18 protein-coding genes and 1 pseudogene are annotated in these 18,629 nt (G+C 69.7%); 7 read left to right on the plus strand and 12 right to left on the minus strand.

Features of this window, described 5'->3' with window-relative positions; all coding sequences use genetic code 11:
- Nucleotides 1-154: 154 nt before the first annotated feature.
- The 3 genes from ACZ53K_RS37865 to ACZ53K_RS37875 all read left to right on the plus strand — a co-directional run bounded on the left by ACZ53K_RS37865 (nucleotide 155) and on the right by ACZ53K_RS37875 (nucleotide 2,097).
- A complete protein-coding gene (locus tag ACZ53K_RS37865; RefSeq protein WP_468846236.1) occupies nucleotides 155-562 on the plus strand; it encodes an SPASM domain-containing protein in 408 nt (135 codons plus the stop codon).
- A 12-nt stretch (nucleotides 563-574) separates the two neighbouring features.
- Entirely contained in the window at nucleotides 575-1,711 is a 1,137-nt protein-coding gene (locus ACZ53K_RS37870) for a methyltransferase domain-containing protein (RefSeq protein ID WP_468846238.1), read from the plus strand.
- A gap of 173 nt (nucleotides 1,712-1,884) precedes the next feature.
- Complete coding sequence (locus tag ACZ53K_RS37875; protein WP_468846240.1) at nucleotides 1,885-2,097, plus strand: hypothetical protein; 213 nt, start codon at nucleotides 1,885-1,887, stop codon at nucleotides 2,095-2,097.
- Here the strand turns inward: ACZ53K_RS37875 and ACZ53K_RS37880 are convergent.
- Together ACZ53K_RS37880 and ACZ53K_RS37885 are read right to left on the minus strand one after the other, a co-directional pair.
- Nucleotides 2,094-2,870: a hypothetical protein gene (locus ACZ53K_RS37880; protein WP_468846242.1), complete on the minus strand. Its 777-nt coding sequence runs from the start codon at nucleotides 2,868-2,870 to the stop codon at nucleotides 2,094-2,096. The two genes, ACZ53K_RS37875 and ACZ53K_RS37880, sit on opposite strands and share 4 nt — an antisense overlap.
- Nucleotides 2,871-2,921: 51 nt before the next feature.
- The gene (locus ACZ53K_RS37885; protein ID WP_468846244.1) at nucleotides 2,922-3,839 is read right to left on the minus strand and encodes a hypothetical protein; all 918 of its coding nucleotides are present in this window, start codon (nucleotides 3,837-3,839) and stop codon (nucleotides 2,922-2,924) included.
- A gap of 102 nt (nucleotides 3,840-3,941) precedes the next feature.
- Between ACZ53K_RS37885 and ACZ53K_RS37890 the strand changes: the two genes are divergently transcribed.
- The 3 genes and pseudogenes from ACZ53K_RS37890 to ACZ53K_RS37900 all read left to right on the plus strand — a co-directional run bounded on the left by ACZ53K_RS37890 (nucleotide 3,942) and on the right by ACZ53K_RS37900 (nucleotide 7,231).
- Nucleotides 3,942-4,364: a YjbQ family protein gene (locus tag ACZ53K_RS37890; RefSeq protein ID WP_468846247.1), complete on the plus strand. Its 423-nt coding sequence runs from the start codon at nucleotides 3,942-3,944 to the stop codon at nucleotides 4,362-4,364.
- 18 nt (nucleotides 4,365-4,382) lie between these two features.
- Nucleotides 4,383-4,664, plus strand: a pseudogene (locus ACZ53K_RS37895) (YjbQ family protein); the annotation flags it as partial.
- A gap of 476 nt (nucleotides 4,665-5,140) precedes the next feature.
- Nucleotides 5,141-7,231 (plus strand): nuclease-related domain-containing DEAD/DEAH box helicase, encoded by a 2,091-nt coding sequence (locus ACZ53K_RS37900; protein WP_468846250.1) that lies wholly within the window; start codon nucleotides 5,141-5,143, stop codon nucleotides 7,229-7,231.
- Between the two features lie 260 nt (nucleotides 7,232-7,491).
- Here the strand turns inward: ACZ53K_RS37900 and ACZ53K_RS37905 are convergent, their stop codons facing one another.
- From ACZ53K_RS37905 to ACZ53K_RS37935, 7 genes are all read right to left on the minus strand, one after another.
- Nucleotides 7,492-8,016: a hypothetical protein gene (locus ACZ53K_RS37905; RefSeq protein ID WP_468846252.1), complete on the minus strand. Its 525-nt coding sequence runs from the start codon at nucleotides 8,014-8,016 to the stop codon at nucleotides 7,492-7,494.
- Complete coding sequence (locus ACZ53K_RS37910; RefSeq protein WP_468846254.1) at nucleotides 8,016-9,230, minus strand: hypothetical protein; 1,215 nt, start codon at nucleotides 9,228-9,230, stop codon at nucleotides 8,016-8,018. The genes ACZ53K_RS37905 and ACZ53K_RS37910 overlap by 1 nt, the downstream gene beginning before the upstream one ends.
- Nucleotides 9,227-10,465 (minus strand): DEAD/DEAH box helicase, encoded by a 1,239-nt coding sequence (locus ACZ53K_RS37915; RefSeq protein WP_468846321.1) that lies wholly within the window; start codon nucleotides 10,463-10,465, stop codon nucleotides 9,227-9,229. Before ACZ53K_RS37915 ends, ACZ53K_RS37910 begins: the two co-directional genes overlap by 4 nt.
- Nucleotides 10,462-10,593 carry a hypothetical protein gene (locus tag ACZ53K_RS37920; protein ID WP_468846257.1) on the minus strand — a complete coding sequence of 44 codons (132 nt, stop codon included), beginning with the start codon at nucleotides 10,591-10,593 and terminating at the stop codon, nucleotides 10,462-10,464. Before ACZ53K_RS37920 ends, ACZ53K_RS37915 begins: the two co-directional genes overlap by 4 nt.
- 9 nt (nucleotides 10,594-10,602) lie before the next feature.
- Nucleotides 10,603-10,959 carry a protein kinase family protein gene (locus ACZ53K_RS37925; RefSeq protein WP_468846259.1) on the minus strand — a complete coding sequence of 119 codons (357 nt, stop codon included), beginning with the start codon at nucleotides 10,957-10,959 and terminating at the stop codon, nucleotides 10,603-10,605.
- 64 nt (nucleotides 10,960-11,023) lie between these two features.
- Nucleotides 11,024-12,280, minus strand: a complete 1,257-nt coding sequence (locus ACZ53K_RS37930) for a 5'-methylthioadenosine/S-adenosylhomocysteine nucleosidase family protein (RefSeq protein ID WP_468846261.1) — start codon at nucleotides 12,278-12,280, stop codon at nucleotides 11,024-11,026.
- A gap of 246 nt (nucleotides 12,281-12,526) precedes the next feature.
- Nucleotides 12,527-14,743 (minus strand): FUSC family protein, encoded by a 2,217-nt coding sequence (locus ACZ53K_RS37935; protein ID WP_468846324.1) that lies wholly within the window; start codon nucleotides 14,741-14,743, stop codon nucleotides 12,527-12,529.
- Nucleotides 14,744-15,018: 275 nt separating this feature from the next.
- On the opposite strand from ACZ53K_RS37935, the gene ACZ53K_RS37940 reads away from it, so the two are divergent.
- Nucleotides 15,019-15,810 carry a SpcZ gene (locus ACZ53K_RS37940; protein WP_468846263.1) on the plus strand — a complete coding sequence of 264 codons (792 nt, stop codon included), beginning with the start codon at nucleotides 15,019-15,021 and terminating at the stop codon, nucleotides 15,808-15,810.
- 89 nt (nucleotides 15,811-15,899) lie between these two features.
- Here ACZ53K_RS37940 and ACZ53K_RS37945 read toward each other — a convergent pair whose 3' ends face one another.
- From ACZ53K_RS37945 to ACZ53K_RS37955, 3 genes are read right to left on the minus strand one after another with little or no spacing between them, the layout of a single operon-like run.
- Nucleotides 15,900-16,772, minus strand: coding sequence for a TauD/TfdA dioxygenase family protein (locus ACZ53K_RS37945; RefSeq protein WP_468846265.1), 873 nt, complete (start codon nucleotides 16,770-16,772; stop codon nucleotides 15,900-15,902).
- Between the two features lie 53 nt (nucleotides 16,773-16,825).
- On the minus strand, nucleotides 16,826-17,545 hold the full coding sequence (locus tag ACZ53K_RS37950; protein WP_468846267.1) for a hypothetical protein: 720 nt from the start codon (nucleotides 17,543-17,545) through the stop codon (nucleotides 16,826-16,828).
- The gene (locus tag ACZ53K_RS37955) at nucleotides 17,508-18,566 is read right to left on the minus strand and encodes a GSCFA domain-containing protein (protein ID WP_468846270.1); all 1,059 of its coding nucleotides are present in this window, start codon (nucleotides 18,564-18,566) and stop codon (nucleotides 17,508-17,510) included. The genes ACZ53K_RS37950 and ACZ53K_RS37955 overlap by 38 nt, the downstream gene beginning before the upstream one ends.
- Between the last annotated feature and the right edge of the window lie 63 nt (nucleotides 18,567-18,629).

Below are 18,629 nucleotides of genomic sequence, written 5' to 3' on the forward strand. Positions count from 1 at the left end.
ACCCTGCGCATACCTCATGCAGACGGCATACCGCCGCGACCATCAACTGTCAGCCCCTGAGACACCACGCTTTGAAGGTCAGTAGTTCGGAGAAGAGCGCACCCGCGCCAACATCCGCGAGGCCCTTGCACGGGGCATCAGTCTGCGCGTCGGCATGGTGGACGTGCTGCCCGGTCAGCGCGTAGCCGAGGGCCGCGCCGAACTGGAAGCCATGGGCGTTCGCCGGATCAAGACGGACCGGGTACGCGCCGTCGGCCGGGCCATGCTGCCGGGCCAGGCCCCATCCCTGGATGAGCTGTGCGGCCACTGCACGCACGGCCGGGCCGCCGTCCTTCCCAACGGTGACCTCACCGGTTGTGTCCTCTCCCGCAACTTCCCCGTGGGCAACGTCCGCGAACGGCCCCTGGCCCAACTGCTGTGGAGCACGGAGTGGAACCGCCTGGTGGAGCACATCCCCATGCCACGTCGGAAAGGTGCAATCTGTGGCGTATGCGGTGTCTGCTCACCCAACGACTCCGAAGGGTGCGACCCCTCGAACCAAGCCTGCGACCCCACGGACTAGGAGAGTTGACCTATGGAGTGGCAACGCGCGGCAGCGCGACTGGCGGCCACAGTGACCGATCCGGACTCGCGGTGGCGCACGCCAGTGGCGAGCGTCCCCCGCCACGAGCTGATCCCCCGGTGGTGGGCTCCCGGCCCCGACGGGAGGTGGGCCCTCAAAGACGGGACTGCCGACCCCGAAGCGTGGGAACAGTCGGCATACGCGAACCACTCGAAGATCACGCGCGTGGGCTCGCTCCACGCCGACCACGCCAAACCGGATGAGGCCCCCAAGGGGGTACCCACCTCGTCTGCGACGCTGCCGAGCCTGGTCGTCCAGATGCTTCGACACGGGCGGCTGCACGAAGACATGGACATCCTTGACGTGGGCACCGGCTCCGGCTACTCGGCAGCCCTGCTCGCGCACCGCTTCGGAAGCTCGCGGGTCACCAGCATCGACGTGGACCCGTATCTGACCGAGGCCGCTGCCAAGCGCCTGGAAGGGATGGGGTTGCACCCCGCGATTGCCACGGTGGACGCCACCGGCCCGCTTCCCGGCCGGTTCGACCGGATCGTCTCCATGGTGTCCGTGAACCCCCTCCCGGCGTCCTGGCTTGCCGCACTGCGGCCCGGCGGACGGCTGGTGACGGTGATCTCCCGAACATCCATGATCGTCACTGCCTGGAAGACCGAGAACGGCGGAGCAGTCGGAACTACTGCCCGTGACTGGGCCGGATTCATGAACACCCGCCACGGCCCGGACTACCCGCCCGATGTCGTGTCACGGTTCGCCGACCAGATCAACCAGGACGGGGAAGAGGTCAGCACCGGCCAGTACCCGGTCCTCAACGTGGACGAGGCGTGGGAGGTGCGATCCACGCTGGAACTGCGGACCCCCGGGACCGAATGCGCATTCCGCGAAGACGCGGACGGCCAGCGCACGGCGTGGCTGGTCCACCCCGACGGCTCGTGGGCGCGCGCCACCGGAGGCAAGGGCCAGCCTCCCACTGTCCACCAGAGCGGCCCACAACGCCTGTGGGATGTCCTGGAGCGCATCCGCAACCGCCTCAACACAAGGGGCGGTCTGCTGGTCTACGGCGTGCCGCTGACCATCACGCCGGAGGGCACCATCCACCTGTCCAGGGGCCAGTGGAAGGCCACCATTCCCTAGCCTGCCGGACCAGTGCCCATGGGCTGGCGGCCTCCTCGGCCCCGGCCGCGCGCTCTTCCCCCGAGGCGTGCGGTCGGGGTCTTCGCTGCCAGATTCCGTCAATTTCCGGAACGGTCGCCCGGCCAGGTGACAACTTTTGTCAAGCGGTGCGGCCAGGGTGGAAGGCTATGGCCATGACCATTGAGCTGAAGGCCGTACCGGTGACCGTCAAGGAGATCGTCCACACCATCGGTGACCTCTACCTGTCCGGTCACGCCTTCGAGGAGATCGCGGACGCGTTCAACGCGGCCGGGGTGCCGGTCATCCACCCCGGCACCCCACGACGTCGTCCCTTCACGGCACCGGCCCTCAAACCCCTCATCCGAAAGCCGGTCATCAGGGACTAGGCAGCGGCCAGCTCCTCCAGGTACCGGCGCCCTGTCCGATCGGACACGCCAAGCTGACCGGCCAGGGTGGAGCCATTGACCGGCTGGCCGTCCGCCTCCAAGGCGGCCACGGCCTCCCGAATCTCCTCCACCGTCCGGCCACGCGGACCGGACTTCCGCGTCCGGACAACCTCCAGGCCCGGGAGCGTGACCGCCTGACCGGCCCCGCCGACGATCACGGACAGCTCCGCCGGCCGTGACGGAGCGTCCACCACGTCTCCCTCCGCGTCCGCCAGCTCCTGACCGTCCGCCGCCTCCACGTCCACGTTCGTCGGCTCCTGGCCGGACACGTCCGTAACCGTCTCGGCGAAATCCGCGGCTGCCACCACCGGCTCCTCCACGGCCACCGCGTGAGCCCTGGCCACCATGTGCATGATGTGCGCGACCACGACCGGCGGCACCGCAGACACAGCGGCCACCAGCCACGCGGACGACACGGCGAACCCCGCACTGATCAGGTGCGCGGTCACCTGGGCGGCCAAGGCCAGCGCGAGGGCCCCAGCGGCCCCCACAACGGCCGTTCCCCGGCCAGGCGCCCCCTTGGGCCGCGAGTCCACGAACATGGCCGCCACGGCCGCGTACACGGACACACAAACCGGCATGAGCCACGCCACCCACGGTGACCATCCGGCCAGAGTGGCCAGAGCGTATTCACCGGGCGCGGACATGATCAGGGCGGCGCCCAGGACCGTGAAGGCGGCGGGGCGGGCGTACCAGGGCAAGACGGAAGACATAGTGGTCCTTGAGGGGTCGTGCGAAACAAAGAAGTCGGAGGAAGGAAGCCGTCAGACGGCGGAGGGACGACGGGCCCGCATCGCAGCGCGGATCTCGGAAGCGCGGGCAACCACGGACGGGTCCGGCGCGTCATCGACGGCCAGGGCTTGGAGGTCCGAATGGAGGACGGCGCCGGAGCACACCGCGCACAGGCCGGACCGGCCGGACGGAAGCGGGGCGCAGCACTCGGCGCAGTCGGCGAACTCCGCCCACTGGCGACGCGGGGCCGGAATCTTCCGGGCCAGTCGGTCGGCCACGATCCTGGCCGGGGACCAGACCTTGGCCGGGAGGCCCTGGACCAAAGCGTCCGTGATCTCCACGGCGGAGGCGCCGTTCTGGAGCCACTGAGCGGCCAGCGGGGCCAGCTCCTGGACCTGGAGCTGAGAGAGTCGGAGACGGGCGTCCACGGCCTCCAGGCGGGCCAGCACGCGGACCGCTTCCTGAGTCTCGGTGCCGTTCTCCTGGAAGCCCTCCCGGACCTGAGCGGCCGGGGCCTGCACCTTGTGCACGGAGGGGGAAGGGAGGTTCTTTTCCGAAGTCTTGGAGACAGGTTCCTTTACTCCCGTAGGGAGCCTTCCCGCGCTCCCTACGACCGGGACACCGGTTCCCGGAGACGCGGGAAGCGGCGAATCCTGCGGAGTGTCGTAGACGAACGTCTCAGTCCAGACCCGCCCCGTCTCCGGATCGCGGATCGTCCGCCGGAAGTAGTACCCGGCGTCCTCCAGCTCCTGAACGGCCTTGGAGACACCCCGACGGCCGACACCCGGATTGCGGTCGGCCAGGGTGCGAACGTCCTCCTTGGCCCCGTCGGGCAGAGAGAGCAGGTGAGCGAGGATGCCGCGCGCCGTGAAGGACAGGCGACGGTCACGGATAGTGCTGTTGGCCAGCACCGTGAAGTTGTTCGTATGGCGGGTACGATGAATACGCACTGGGAGGCTTCAGCTCCTGGTGTCGGGCCCCGGGGTGTTAGCGCACCTGCGGGGCCGCCTTGCTTATGTGGTTTTGTCGGCACTCTTTGAGAAGATCAACTCATGGCTGAGAACTTCACGACGCGAGAGATCGACGTACGAACCGGCTCACACGAGACGGTTTACGACCTGACCCCAGAGTGCGCCACCTTCTTGCGGGACGTCGCCCAGGGCCGGGACGGGTTGCTGAATGTCTTCACGCCTCACGCGACTATGGGAGTGGCGCTCCTGGAGACTGGGGCAGGCAGTGACGATGACCTTCTGTCCGCCCTCCACGATCTCCTCCCGGCGGATGACCGCTGGCGGCACAAGCACGGAAGCCCCGGCCACGGTCGTGACCACGTACTCCCGGCACTCGTACCCCCACACGCCACGCTGCCCGTAGTCGGAGGAGAACTGGCCCTGGGCACCTGGCAATCCGTCTGCCTGGTGGACACCAACGGCGACAATCCCAATCGGCATGTTCGTCTTTCGTTCATGGGCTAACGTGTTGGCTGCAAGTTACACGCCACCGCCGGCATCGCCATCATCGAAACCGGCGCCGGCAGCGACGACGACCTCCTCGCCGCCCTCGGCGACCTCCTCCCTGCCGACGACCGCTGGCGCCACCAGCACGGCTCCCGCGGCCACGGCCGCGACCACGTCCTCCCCGCGATCGTCCCGCCCCACGCGACCCTGCCCGTCGTCGATGGGCGCCTGGCGCTGGGCACGTGGCAGTCGGTGTGCTTCGTGGACACGAATCGGGATAATCCGGAGCGGCAGGTGCGGCTGTCGTTTCTCGGATAACCGCCGCGCGGCAGCGACTACCGGACCGGCCTCCGGCCGCACCGGCGTGAGGCCGGTCTGGAGTCATGCCATAAGCGGTCGATTGGCGAAGCTCCTTGGCCGTATCCGCTCGACGGACTGTCCAGAGAGGAAAGAAGTGCTCTTGTTCAGTCCCTATAGCTCCTCGGGACGAGGGGGACCTGCCCAGGCACGAAAAACTCACTTCCAAGGTTTCTTCAACTCCAGGAGGGAGTGACCGCTACGAAGGGCAAAGCGGAACTGAAACCCGCATAGATGACCTCAATGAGGGATGTGGTGGTCGGCTCGGTCCCCGCCTCCCTGAAACACGGATGGGGAATCGGTGTTCACGACGGCATGCGAAGCCGGAATGTCGAGATGGCCGACCGGCGAAGGCGGCGTCACGCGAAGGCGCCCACCACTATCGGAGCGTCGCTGACCGCCCTAGGATCATCACTGCGTGTGCGAGGGGGAGATACATGGCAGCGGGTGGTTCGGCGTCACGAAAGGCGCAAGAGGCGCGGCGGCAGGAGCGCCTGTTACGGGAACAGTGGCTGGCGGCACGGCTCACGGCGCGAAGGTGGGAGGCCGCCGGCGAGGGGGAGCGGAATGTCGCGGCTCAGCTGCTGGTGCTCACCGAGCGGGGCTGGCGGTTGCTCGTGGACCGTCGGTGGCCGGGAACTCGCGCGGCCAATGTGGACATGCTGTTGGTCGGGCCGGGCGGTGTTTTCGTTGTCGACGTCAAGAACTGGCGGGCTGTCCCGGAGGTTTCGGGTGGAAGGCTCTGGGCCGGTGGTGAGCCGCGGGACGACCACGCGCGCAAGCTGATGGCTGTGACGAAGACGGCCGAGGGCGCGGTGTCCTCGTTGGGCTTGTCCCCGGTGGCCGTTCAGCCACTCATGGTCTTCTCCGGGCAGCGGGTAAAGGCCGAATTGGGTCGGATCGCTCTACTGGGCGAGCACGAGGTGGGGCCGGCCTTGCTGCGGGAGCAGCGGCGGCTCCGCCCGGAGCAGGTCCGAGCCATCTCCGATCACCTCGAACGGATTTTTCCCGAGTACGAGGAGCCTGTGGTCACGGAGACAGTGCAAGGGCGCACTGCATCTCAGGAGGGCGAGACCGACAGCCTGTTCGACGTCGATGGTTTGCGGGAGGCCGCGCTCGAACAAGCGATGAGCGAGCCGATCGAGCAGTGGATGACCTTCTTGCATCCTGACCAAGTGGCCATGGTGCGTCGCAATTGGTCGGGTCCCGCACGCATCAGCGGCCCGGCCGGTACCGGAAAGACCGTGGTGGCACTGCACCGTGCGGCCCACCTCGCCCGGCGTACCAGTGGCCGGATCTTATATGTCACCTTCGCCAAAAACCTGCCCCGAGTGCAGAGTACCTTTCTGAAGGCCATGTCGCCCGGAGTGGCTGACCGGGTCGACTTCCGTAGCCTGCACTCCTGGGCCCAGGAGTATCTCCTGGAGAACGACGTGCCGGTGAAGCTCCATGGCGACAAGGCGGAGACGGCCTTCAGCCTCGCCTGGAAGCACGTCGGCAGGGACAGCTGCCTGTCCGCCATCGACCCTGCGCCGTCCTATTGGCGTGACGAGATCGATTACGTCATCAAAGGCCGCGGGATCACCTCCTTCACGGAGTATTCCGTGGTGCCACGACGCCGACGTCGGTCCAGCCTGAGGCGGTCACACCGGCAGGCGGTCTGGGCTCTCTACGAGGCCTACGAAGCCATCCGCGCCGAGCGCGGCGTGCACGATTTCAATGACGTTCTCTCGCTGGCCCTGGCAGAGGCGACCGGCCATTCCGGCCGGTCGCCGTACAACGCCGTGATCATCGATGAAGTGCAGGACCTGACGCTTGTCGGGCTGCGTCTGCTGCATGCCATAGCGGGCGACGGCCCCAACGGGCTGCTGCTGGTGGGTGATGGCCAGCAGGCCGTCTACCCCGGCGGTTATCGAATGGCCGACGCGGGGATCGACATCCGTGGCGGCCGGGGGCAGGTGTTGCGCGTCAACTACCGCAACAGAAGAGAAATCCTGGACGCTGCTCTCGCGGTCGTCGCCGACGACGCCTTCGAGGATATCGACGGCCGGCGGACGCCGGGGCGTCGGGACGTCGACCTCATTTCGCACGACGGCCAGGTGCAGCGCATAGTGAAGCCGAGCGTGGCCGAACACGACCAAGTGCTCCTGGCCGCCCTCCGGGAACTGTCCCCGCAGGAGCGGGCCGACGCCGCCGTGCTCTGCCCGTCGATGCGGGCCATCGGCCATTATCGTCGGCTCCTCACGGAAGCAGGAATGCGTGTCTGCCTGCTGGAGCACTACGACGGTCATCGCGTCGAGGCAGTGAAGCTGGGCAGTTACCGTCGGGCCAAGGGCCTGGAGTTCAAACGCGTTTACCTCCCGTGCCACGATACTGTTCTTCGTCAGAGCGCGGAGGCGCCCGAGACCGCGCTGGAACGCCAGGAGCTGGCTCGTAGTCAGCTCTTCGTCGCGATGACCCGGGCCCGGGACGGTTTGTGGCTGGGCAGCGTCCAAACGACGCAGTCGTCGGGAAACGGATCCCAGTGAGGGTTAGGGCGTTTCTGATGGATCTCCGTGGGGGACGGAGCGGCGTTCGGTGCGTGCGCTCGGCGTGCGGTGTGAAGGGTCATGTGGCGGAGCCACCTGTCCCTTTGCGCCGTGCGGCGAGGGTGCGTGCCTGGGGGCACCTCCCAGCGGTAGCTGGGGGAGTCGCGATGCCGCGGAGATCCATCAGAAACGCCCTAGGCCTGACCGGTAGCGGGCTGGGTGAACGCGGCCCACGCAGCCCCTACGAGTGGGCCCTGGCTTCAATGCCCGAGGTCGGCATAGCGAACGATCTGGACGGCGAGGCCCGCCACCATGACCGTCTCCGTCGCTGAGACCAGGAGATGCGGCCACTCTGCCGGGCCGCACAGCCAATAGACGACGAGGGCCGCAAGCGGAGCCGCGCAGAACGTGAGCAGGTCGACGGCGAGTTGGAGGCGCTTGCGGGAGCGGCGGTGCGCGTCACGGCGGTGCACCGTTTCCCAGCCGAAGACGTCGACGTGCTCCGAGGCGAGTTGTTCGAGCCGGGAGGCCAGGTGTTCGCGTACGTATCGGCCCACGGCTGAGATCTTCTCGTCGTTGACCAGGTAGGTCCAGCCGAGAATGACCGACAAAGGAGGCAACAGCAGCAGTATTTCCGCGTGACCGCCCCGGGGCAGCGTCGATCCGATGACGGCAGCCATGACGCCCAGGGTGGCGTAGGTGAGGTTGTCGCGAAAGCCGATACGGGCCCGCTGCTCCTGCTTGACCTGCTCATATTCGGCGAGGATGAGCTGACCGCTGTCCATTACTGCTGCTCCGTTTCCAGTCGGGCCAGCTGGGCTGCCAGGCCGCGCAATCCGGTCTTTTCCGCTCCGCCGAGGAGGCGGGAGAGTGTGGGGGGTTCCAGGCGCAGCTGGCGGGACAGCTGGGCGACCAGTTCCTCGGCCTCCTGCCGGGTCACCCGGCGCCGCGCGCCGAGGCGCTGGTCCAGCCGCTTCAGCAGAGCGTGCTTGCGCAGGGTGTCGTCCGGACACCACACGCGGAAGAAGCGGCTGCCCGCCATCCGGTAGGTGCCGATGCGCGATACGGAGAGTTTCTTCTCGCCGAAGGCGGTGGCCGGCAACGAGACGAACCAGGCACCGTCGTCGTCCTGCTCCGGGGCGATCGTGTCGAGTTTCTGCTCGCGGAGCCAGCTGCGGGCGGCCCGTACCACGCGTTCGTCCGCCTCTTCCGCCGCTTCCTCGTTGTCCAGGGCGCTGGTCAGCTCCGGAGTACGAGCGCAGAGGCCGCTGAGTTCCGGATCGTGCTCTGTGCCCGCACCCACCTGACCGTAGACCAGGAGATCGCCACCGCCGCGTACCAGATACACCGGGAGGAAGACGAGATTTTCCCCCAGGCTCTCCATCGCGTCCAGGGCGACGGGCAGATTGAAACGGGCCCGGTCCCGGTGGTTCTTGAGGCGGTCCAGCGCGGTGCGGTCGAAACCGGACGTGGTGTGGATCGGGGTGAAGCGGGGATGGCGATCGGCCCGTAGCGCGCTGTCCAGGGCGGCGCCGGACAGCAGGGTGACGACCTCTTCGTCGTAATGGCCCCGAGTCAGCGGGGTGCAGCTGAGGGCCTCGAAGTACAGTTTGCGACGGTCCTGGCGGGTCATCACGTAGCGGACGTCGTCGTCCACGGACCGCTGCCCCAAAAACGTCAGGGAGAGGCGCCCCGCGGATTCCCGAAGGTGCCCGATCGCCGTGAGGGCGCGTACGGCCTGCGCCACCAGGGCCCGGTCGAGGGCGAAGAAGGCGGCGAGTTCGCCGACGGTGTGCAGGGCGCCGTGGCGCAGTCCGCGCTCCAGGAAGCGGTCGATGAGGCAGTAGTCCTCGCCCTCCGTCACATCGGCGCGGATCTCCACCTCCCAGACGGGCAGGAGCAGGGCATAGAGCCGGGTGGGGGCGATGCCCTGGCCGAAGGCGGCGTCCTCCAGGACCCGCTCCTCGGGGAACGGCATCAGGCGCGGAGCCGTGGTCATGGCCGGTCTCCTTCCGGAAGCGGGGTATCGATGTCGAGCGCCCCCATGACGTCCTGGTAGTTCCACAGGTCGCCGCGGTCGCGCAGGTGCTGGTGCAGACCGTCGGCCGGCGCCCGGAAGCCGGAGTCGTCCGCACGGAGCAGCGTGCTCAGATCGCCCGTCATCACCAACTGGCTCTTGGCCCGTGTGAAGGCGACATTCACGCGGCGCAGTTCCTTGAGGAAGCCGATCCGCCCCTGGGAGTTGCTGCGGGTGAAGCTGTACAGGACGACTTCACGCTCACCCCCTTGGTAGGAGTCGACGCTGCCGACCGAGGAGGCCGCGAGCTGCGAGTCGCCGATCAGCGGAGTGAGGTGGCGGATGACCTCCGCACGCTGTGCGAGGTAGGGGACGATCACCACCCATTCGGACCCTCGCCGATGGTAGAAGGCGGCGAGGCGGGCGATCAGCCGGGCCTCACAGGTGTTGAGGACGTCTTTGCGGCCGAAGCGTTCTTCGGCACGCCGGCCGCTCGTCTCGTGGCGCACCCGGTCGGGCAGTGCACCGGTGTCGACGAAAGCCATCGGGCTGCCGAACAGCGGGTCGGTGTGCTGGTGGTCTCTCTCGGTGAGCAGCTCTCCCTGGTAGAAGGTGTCGGAGATGAAGTCGGCGATCTCCGCGGGCATCCTGCGCTGGCGGGTCAGCTGTACGACGTGGGAAGCGGGCAGACCGGACCGCAGCCGTTCCAGGGCGCTCTGCGACATCAGGTCGAGCAGGGCGGGGTCGCCGAGGTCCCGGCCCCACTCGGCCACATCGGAATCGAGGAACGGCGGCAGTTGCCGGTCGTCGCCCACCAGGACGCCGCGCCTGATCCGGGTCAGGGGGACCAGGGCGTCCGCGACGCCGATCTGGCCCGCCTCGTCGACGATGCCCAGATCGAAGTGGACTCCGGCGAGCTCGGGGCGCGACGCGGCTCCGATGCAGGTCGCGCCGATCACTTGGGCGTAGCGGACGAGTTCGGGGATCAGCTGTCCGGGGTCCTGGTCGATGGCGGCGTGCCACTGCTCGGCGAGTTTGCGGCGTTCGGTGATCAGCGGCAGCCATGGTTCGAGTCGGCCGTGCAGAGAGCGCAGCTCGGCTGCGGCGCCGACCGGGTCCGTATGCCGGGTGGGAGCAGTCATTCCGGGTACTACGGCGCTCAGCGTCGCGACTGCTGCGCAGGCCGCCTCGTAAGCGGACTGGAGCGCCGTGCTCAGGTGCCGTTCCGCCGCTTCCCGGACGGCAGCCCCGCGCTCGTCTCGGCCTTCTTGCGAAGCTGATCGTCGAGTGTGAACCCCGGTATGAGCACCAGCGGGGCGCGCAGGGCGACGGTGACGACGGGCATCGGTGCTCCTCAGCGCTGGGGCGGAACGGCCAACAGGTCACGAATGGCGGCCAGCAGCTGACGGCGGAGCACGCGGACGCCGGGGCGCGCGGCCGGGTCCGCCAGCAGCGCGTCGCCCACCGCCCGGGCGAGGCTGTCCGGCATGGCACCCGAGGGACGGTAGGGAGGCCGCCCGGGGGCCGGTGCACGTCCGGTGAGCGCATGCTGAAGCAGCGCGCCCAGCTGGTACACGTCAACGGCGGGCCCCGGACGCGCGCCGGAACCACGCTGCTGTTCCGGCGCCTGGTAAGGACCGGCGCTCTCGCCCGGACGCGGTGGCACGGTGGCGAGGCCGAAGTCGCGCAACGCGGCGTGCCGCTGGTTCATGACGATCGCGATGGGCCGGAGTGCCCGGTGCGAGAGGCCCTCGTCGTGCAGTCCTGCGAGGACGTCAGCGACCCGTGGTGAGAGCCTTCACGGTCGACAGCAGTCGCAGCGGGTCCGCGCGCATCGACGCCTTGGGAAGCAGGTCGAACAGGGTCCCCAAAGGCCGGCCGTGCCGCTGGTCGGCCGGCCAGGCCAGCGCCAGGGTGGCGGTGTTCCCTCGGCGGCTCAGCTGAACGACATCGGGACCCCGGAGGTCGAGACACAGCCCGGCCTCCCGCTCAAGTGCCGTCAGCGGGTCGAAGACCGCCCCGGACAGCGGCCGCTCCCACTCGACCTGGCGGAGCCAGACGTATGAGCCGCGTGAGTCCTGGTCCGGTGTCATACGGGCCACGGCCTGACGCCGTACGACATCACCGTCCCGGGACTCCTGGAGGAGATCCCCGGGCCCCGTATACAGCAGGTACTCGCGCCCCTCCACGCTGATGACCGGCCGGTCTTCCCAGGCGACGGGTCCGGAGTCCCGGCCGGGCCCGGACACCACGATGACCGGATGCTGCCGGGCCGGCTCCTGTGGCGCCCGCCCGGCGGGACGCAGGTCGCGCAGCAGGCGCAGGGTGAATGCGGCGGCGTGGTGCGCGACGGTCCATTGTGAGCCCGTCGCGTCGGCCGTCGCCTTTCCGGGGTCGGCCAGGTCGCTGATGCCCCGGACGGCGAGCATGTGCACCGCGCCGTGCATCCTGGCCGCCTGGGCGGCACCATGGCACTCCATGTCGATGGCCACGGCGTCGTTGTAGTGCCGCCGGATCCTGCGGACCGTCTCCGAGTCCCGGAAGCCGATCAGCACATCACCCGAGGCGATGGGATCGAAGCGGACGCCGGGCTGTGCGGAGGAACCACGTTCCGGGGTGAGAAAGGCCCATGGCTCGTTGCGACGGGCGGAACGCACCAGCTGGTCCAAGCGGTGCGAGGCTTCCCAGACGGCTGGCCGGGCGCTGAACCCGTCCTCGCTCTCGCGGCCGCCGTGATAGCCATAGATCTTGCTCGCGACGACAACGTCACCGAGGCGCACATCGTTCTTGAGCGCCCCGGCGACACCGACGAAGAAGACCGCCTCGGCGCCGAAATGCTCGATCGCGGGCTGGGTGACGAGCGCGGCCCGGGTGGTGGTGGGGCCCGTCTCGGCCAGGGCCACCTGCCAGTCGAGGCCGGGTATCCGGCCGACGTCGAGGCGGGTGCCCTGCGGCAACTCGACTTGCTGTACGTCTGTCAGGTGCTGACGCATCGCGTCGTACTCCACCTGCAAGGCGGTGAGTACGACCACGGTGGGCCGTCGTCTCGCTCCCCCAACGAAAACCCCCATTTTCGTGACCTGCCCGCCGCGCTCCACGACCGTTCCGGCGAAGCCGCCGGGCGAGCGGGCCGACCCGGAAGATCACTCTAGCCCCGAGGGGGCGGGTGAGGTGCGATGGTCGCGCAACTCCGATACGCGACGAGCGTATTGCCTCTTCGCGTCACGCGATGCGTCGGGCGGCAGTGACGGCTGGGCTGTGATAGCGGTGACGGGAATTCAGTTCCGGACGGCCTTCGCGTCCGTCCGTTCGCCCCGCTGGCCCTTGCCCTCCGGGCGGCCTGCCACCGGTACCCCCAGCGGTCGTGCCAGGCCGGAGACGCCCTCGTCCAGGCGTTGGAGGTGGCGGAGGACGCGGTAGGTCACGGTGCCGGGGTTCGGGGCGCCGGAGCCGTCTGATTCGAGGAGGGAAATGATGGTGGCGCCGGAGGTGACCTTGGCGTCGGTGCGGTCGCCGCGGATGTGGGCGGTGATGGTCTCGATGTTGTGGGCGATGCGGCGGCCGACGCGTTCCAGGCGGGGGTCGGCGGCGATGGTCTTGCTGTAGGGGAGCAGTTCGGCGGTGGCCGCCAGGGAGCGGGCGTGGTAGGCGCTGGTCTCCAGGAGGGCGATGAGGTAGCGGACGGTCTGACGGCGTACGCGGAGCGGGCTGATCGGGTGGGTCAGCGGGCGGGTGGAGGCGCGCAGCTCGTCGAGGGCGGTGTCCAGGTCGCGGGAGAGGGTCAGGAGGTCGGCGGCGGGGGCGCCGCTGAGCTGGTCCACGGAGGCCGAGACGACGTCGTCGAGCTTGGTGAGGACCGTGCCGAGGAGGTCGTCGGTGCGCCGGTCGGTGTGGACGGGCAGGACGATGGCGGCGGCGATGATGCCGCAGGCGGCGCCGAGGGCGGTCTCCTCGATGCGCAGGATGAGGACGTCGAGGCTGTAGGTGTTCAGGAGGGTGTAGAGCAGGCCCAGCATCGCCGTGACGAAGAAGGACATCAGGGCGTAGGAGAGGGGGGCCGTGAAGAACATGGCGAAGACGAAGAGGAGGATCAGCGCGAACGCGGTCCAGGTGTGGTTGCCCACCAGGCCCGCGAGCGCGACACCGGCGACGACGCCGAGGACCGTACCGAGCAGCCGCCGGTAGCCCTTGATGATGACCTCGCCGGTGGAGGCGGTGTTCAAGAAGACGACCCAGCAGGTCAGCACGGCCCAGTACCAGCGCTGGGAGGACAGGAACTCGCCGCCGATGATGGCGAGCGTGGAGCCCACCGCGATCTGGAACGCGGCCCGGGTGGTGGGGCGCTCCAGGCCCGTGCGGTCGTCCTCCTCGGGCTCCTCGGTGCCGGCCAGCGCGACGTCCTCGGCGTCGAACTCCTCGCGGGAGCGGGTCGTGGCGGGGGTGTCGTCGGATTCGTCCTGCGGTCCGTCCAGCGCGAGCCGGAGGCCCAGGACGGAGCGGGCGGCCTCGCCGATGCCGCGGAAGACGTCCTGGACGGCGATCGAGGCGCGCGGCAGGTTGTCCTCGTCGCGGTAGCCGAGCAGCCGGTTGCGTACGTGGGCGACGGCCGTGCCCGGCTGGTCGGCCGCGCCTCGGGACACCAGCAGGTGCAGGGCGTTGAGGTCGCGGCGCAGCGTGACGGTCGCGGCGTCCTCGGCCGGCATCTCGTTCTTCGCCGTGGGCAGCGGCGCCTGCGGCAGGTGGAGGGTGAGGGTGTCGGCGCGCTCGGCGGTGCGCGCGTTGAGCAGCAGGACGCCCAGCCGCTCGGTGGCTATCTCGGCGTCCGCCACGCGGCGCTGCAGCAGTCCGGCGGTGGCCGCGTCGCGGGTGCCGTCCTCCAGGCGGCCCTGGATCATCAGCGCCGACTCGTGCAGCCGCGCGGTGTGCCGCCGCAGGTCGTCGAGGACCTTGTCGAGCTGGTCGGGGCGGGCGTCCAGCAGCTCGATGTGGGTGGCGACCAGCTGGGCGACCCGGGCGCGGAAGGCGCCGCGCAGCCACTGCAGGATGCGCTGCGGGGTCTCCGGTACGACGGTGAAGCGGACGATGGCGCTGCAGGCGAAGGCGATGGCCAGGGTCAGTGCCAGGACGGGCAGGGCGGACACGGTGGCGCCGACGAACAGGGAGACGAAGTAGGTCTGGAAGCCGATCAGGCCCAGGGCGGTGCCGCGGTCGCCGAAGCGGCGGCAGTAGACCGCGCCGAAGATGAGGGCGACGAAGAAGATGTCGCCCGCGATGACCTGGCTGTGCAGCAGCGCGCCAAGGGAGACCGCGGCGAGCGCCACCGGCAGGCCGAGGGCGAGGGTGACGGCCTGGCCGCGTACCTGCTTCTCCTTGATCGCGAAGGTGGCGACCATCGCCGTCATGGCGCCCGCGACGAGGTGCGTGACGTCGGTGCCGACGACCGCGAGGATGACGAGGGTGAGCGCGATGGCTGCCACCGTCCGCAGTCCTGCCATCAGCCGCAGCAGTCCGGGGTCGGATGCCGCGAATCGGTCCCACACACCGGTCAGGCTCCGTCGTATCACTGCCCCCACGCTGTCGTACTCTCCCGTCCCTGTCGTGAACTGTCGTGAACTGCCAACGCTTCAGCATCCCATGGGCGGAAAATGTCCGGCGGCGGATACGGGTGGCTGCCGGGTGTTTGTGGCGGGGTTGTGACGATCCCGTGGAAAAGGGCCGGCGGCGGGCCGGGATACGGTGAAGGCCCCTGCGAAGGTAAGAGGAGAGGCTGATGAGCTCGTCCCCGGTCGCCGCTGAGGCGTATTCGTGTTTTCGCGCGCAATTGGAAGCCGGCGGGGCCGACGGCACCGGTGCGGGCGGGGGTGGGGCGGAGGCGCCCGCGTGGCTGGTGCAGACGGCCGCGGCGCTGTTCGACGGGCAGGGCGCCGAGCCGGCGGAGAGCTGGGCGCGGCGGGTGTTTGAGCAGTTGGAGCACCTGGAGGGGCGGATTCCGCTGCGTGTGGTGCACGACTGGCAGGTGCGTACGGTGCTGCCGGTGCTGGAGGCGGCGAGCGTCCGGCGCGGCGGTACGGGGGCGGAACTGGAGGCCGTACGCGGGCTGCACGAGCGGGCGCTGGTGGGGGACCGGGCCCCGGAAGACGAGTGGGCCGCGGTGCTGGAACCGGCGTTGAAGGAGGTTTACCGGCTCGCTTATGCCTACGCCGACGCCTTCGCCACAGCGGCGGCCAATGCCCGTGCTTATGCGGCCGCCAATGATTACGGCGAGGAGAAGACCGCGGAGTTCGCGGAGTATTACGCGAAGCTCAACACCGGTGCCAATGCACGGTCGTTCGCCGACGCCCACGCGCTGGCGAATTCACGGGCGGTGGCGGCCGCGTACGCCGCGGCGGACGCGCGGGCGTACGCCGAGGCGTATCCGGGCGCGTACGTGCACGCCTATGCCCTGGCCGAGGCCAATCGGGAAGTGGCCGACGGGCAGGAGGACGAGCGGCGGCGGGAGGCTTACGGGCGGCTCGCGGAAGGGCTGGCGGACAGCCTGGCGAGGGTGGCAGTGGCGGACTGAGCGGTATCGGTTCTCCGCCCCGGGGGCCGGGGTCTCGGGACGGTTCTCCGCCCCGGGGGCCCCAAGCCCCGGGGCGGACACCGCCCGCGTCACGCCTGCGGCCGCGTGCCCTTGATCGCGACCCGGCGCCCGTAGCGCGTCTGCGGGTAGTAGTCCCACGTCGCGTGGTGCTGCAGGCAGCGGTTGTCCCAGAAGACCAGCGTGCCGGGGGCCCAGCGGACCCGGCAGTTCAGCAGCGGCGTCCGCGCGATGTGGTCGAACAGCATCTCCAGTACCGCTTTGCTCTCGCCGCGGGTGAGCTGCGGGATGTGCGAGGTGTAGGCGCCGTTGACGAACAGCAGCTTGCGGCCGGTCTCGGGGTGGCGGGGCACGACGGGGTGTTCGTTGACGGGGACGACGTAGTCGGCCGGCGGGGTCTGGCCCTGCCAGGGGAGGATGCCGTCGTGGACGGCGGTCAGGCCGTCGAGGAACTCCTTCATGGCCGGGGACAGCAGCTCGTACGCCAGGTGCATGTTGGCGAAGAGGGTGTCACCGCCGCTGCCGCCCTCCGGCGGGCGGATGATGTGCAGCATCGAGCCGAGCGAGGGCTCCTCGTCGGCGGTGCCGTCGGCGTGCCAGCCGTTGCCGGCCACGTCGCGTGATTCCTTGGTGGTGCTGAGCTCCAGGACGTACGGGTCGGCGTCCTCGGCCGGGGCCGCCACCGGGTGCAGCTCGCCGAAGTGGCCGGCCAACCGCTTGTGGTCCTCGGGCGTCAGCGTCTGGTCGCGGAAGACCAGGACGTGGTGGGCTAGGAAGGCGCGCCGGAGCTCGTCCACCTGGCCGGGGGTGAGCTGCTTGGACAGGTCGATGCCGGAGATCTCGGCGCCCGTGAGCGGGGTGATCGGGTCCACCGAGATCGTGTCGTAGACCTCCGGCTTCCTGGTGGTGACGCGCTCGATGGCGTCCAGTGCGTGCTGCTCCATTGCGCCCCTCCTGGGGTGGTGCGGGTGGTTCGGGATGGTTCGGGGAACGGGTGTCACAGGCCCCGGGCCAGCAGGTCGGCCAGGATGAGCCGGCCGAAGGCCAGGTTGCCGTGGATCACGTCGTGGGGTTCGCAGAGTTCGGGGCGCTGGCGTCCCGACGCGTCGGTGACGCGGTCGCGCAGGTCGACGGTCTCGACGCCCAGCTCGGTGACCGCGCGGCGGACCGATTCCTGCGCGGCCATGAAGACGTCCGGGTCGGACAGGCCGGGCACCCGCTGCGGCGGCAGTACGGCCAGGACGCGCAGGCCCAGGCCGCGGGCGTGGGCGTAGAAGGCGAGCGCGTCGCGGACGGTGGCGCGCACCAGGTCGTCGAAGAGTCGGCTCTCCAGGAAGCCCGGTGCGAAGCCGCCGCCGCGGACCCGGTAGATCCGCCAGTTCTCGGTGGTCGCGATGAAGTGCGCGCTGAAGCCGAAGGTGCACACCAGCGGGACGGCCAGCTCCCCGAGGCCCGCGATGCCCAGCTCGTCCAGGAAACGGCGGTAGTGCGTGTCCGCCTCTGCCTTGCGGAAGGCGACGTCGGTGCCGCGCGCGTCGAAGAAGTCCGCGTTGAAGTCGCGTCCGGCGCCGATCGGCCCGCCGCTGAACGGAATGCCGGCCGCCTTCGCCGCCCGGCCGACGGGCCCGGCGTGCGAGTCGCCGAGCAGCAGGAACCGGGCGGGGGAGACCGGCGCCGGTTCAGCCCTGGTTGTAGTAGTCGAGTACGGCGTCGTCACACCAGAAGTCCTCTCCGGTCGCGGCCTGGGCGGGGGCGGTGGTGGGCGCGGTGGCGCGCGGCTGCCCGGCCGGGGCCTGGGCGAGCGCGTCGAAGAACTGGCGCATCACGAAGGCGACGCCGTCCGGTGTGACGGTGCGCAGGTTCGGTTCGAAGAAGCGCGCTTTGAAGGGGAAGCCGGTGATGATCTCGTACGCGGGGAAGTAATCGACGTACTCGTGTTCCTGGGCGAGCTGCCCGGCCACGGCGCGCAGCACGGACTTGGAGTGCGTGGTGGCGGTCAGGGCGTGGCCGCCGGTGGCGGTCGCGGTCAGCGGGACCGGCGAGACGGTGAGCAGGACGCGCAGGTCCGGGTTGGCGGCGCGGGCCAGCGCGATGGCGTGTGTCAGGTCGCGGTGCACCTCGGCGAAGGTGAAGTTGTGGAACGCGTACCGCCCGTCGTCGAAGGCGCCGCGTACCGTGCCGGGGCAGACCGGCTGGACGGTGCCGTCGTTGCGGTCCACCCACGCCTCGGTCAGGCCCAGGGTGAAGACGAAGCAGTCCGCCTCGGCCACGGCGCCGCGCAGCGCCGACAGGGTCGCCTCGCGCGCGTCCTGTACCGCGTCGGCCGAGGGGTGCCCCTCCGGGTCGACCGACGGGCGGAACGGGTCGTACCAGCGGCCGTCCTCGGTCCAGACCTCGTCGGGCGGCGCGGTCTCGCCGTGTGCCCAGGAGAGCCACTGCCGCAGCATCGCGGCGGTGTAGATGTTGCCGGTACGGAACGAGAACACGCCGTAGTGACGGGCCCGCCGCTCCTCCTCGGTCAGGCCGGGCGGCGCCGGTTCGGCGTCCCGCCAGTTCATGCCGCGTTCGAGCAGGGCGCGGCCGATGTGCCGGGCGAAGCAGGAACCGGCGGTGAGGACGACGTCGTCCTGGCCGACGGCGAATTTCGGGGTCCACAGTCCGCCGATGTCGGCCGGGTCCGGTTCGGCCACGGCGGAGCGCCAGAACGAGCGCGGCGGCAGGGATTGGTAGGGGTTCATGGTGGTGGCCTCGGGGCGGTGGGCGGGCGGTTGCGGGGGGAGGGGGAGGACGGCGGCGGAATC

The sequence above is a fragment of the Streptomyces sp. NPDC033221 genome (assembly GCF_055577005.1).

Coding starts and splice junctions, on each gene's coding strand:
- ACZ53K_RS37865 (WP_468846236.1), top strand. CDS start 155: ATGGTGGACGTGCTGCCCGGTCAGCGCGTAGCCGAGGGCCGCGCCGAA.
- ACZ53K_RS37870 (WP_468846238.1), top strand. CDS start 575: ATGGAGTGGCAACGCGCGGCAGCGCGACTGGCGGCCACAGTGACCGAT.
- ACZ53K_RS37875 (WP_468846240.1), top strand. CDS start 1,885: ATGACCATTGAGCTGAAGGCCGTACCGGTGACCGTCAAGGAGATCGTC.
- ACZ53K_RS37880 (WP_468846242.1), bottom strand. CDS start 2,870: ATGTCTTCCGTCTTGCCCTGGTACGCCCGCCCCGCCGCCTTCACGGTC.
- ACZ53K_RS37890 (WP_468846247.1), top strand. CDS start 3,942: ATGGCTGAGAACTTCACGACGCGAGAGATCGACGTACGAACCGGCTCA.
- ACZ53K_RS37900 (WP_468846250.1), top strand. CDS start 5,141: ATGGCAGCGGGTGGTTCGGCGTCACGAAAGGCGCAAGAGGCGCGGCGG.
- ACZ53K_RS37905 (WP_468846252.1), bottom strand. CDS start 8,016: ATGGACAGCGGTCAGCTCATCCTCGCCGAATATGAGCAGGTCAAGCAG.
- ACZ53K_RS37910 (WP_468846254.1), bottom strand. CDS start 9,230: ATGACCACGGCTCCGCGCCTGATGCCGTTCCCCGAGGAGCGGGTCCTG.
- ACZ53K_RS37920 (WP_468846257.1), bottom strand. CDS start 10,593: ATGCCCGTCGTCACCGTCGCCCTGCGCGCCCCGCTGGTGCTCATACCG.
- ACZ53K_RS37925 (WP_468846259.1), bottom strand. CDS start 10,959: ATGAACCAGCGGCACGCCGCGTTGCGCGACTTCGGCCTCGCCACCGTG.
- ACZ53K_RS37935 (WP_468846324.1), bottom strand. CDS start 14,743: ATGGCAGGACTGCGGACGGTGGCAGCCATCGCGCTCACCCTCGTCATC.
- ACZ53K_RS37940 (WP_468846263.1), top strand. CDS start 15,019: ATGAGCTCGTCCCCGGTCGCCGCTGAGGCGTATTCGTGTTTTCGCGCG.
- ACZ53K_RS37945 (WP_468846265.1), bottom strand. CDS start 16,772: ATGGAGCAGCACGCACTGGACGCCATCGAGCGCGTCACCACCAGGAAG.
- ACZ53K_RS37955 (WP_468846270.1), bottom strand. CDS start 18,566: ATGAACCCCTACCAATCCCTGCCGCCGCGCTCGTTCTGGCGCTCCGCC.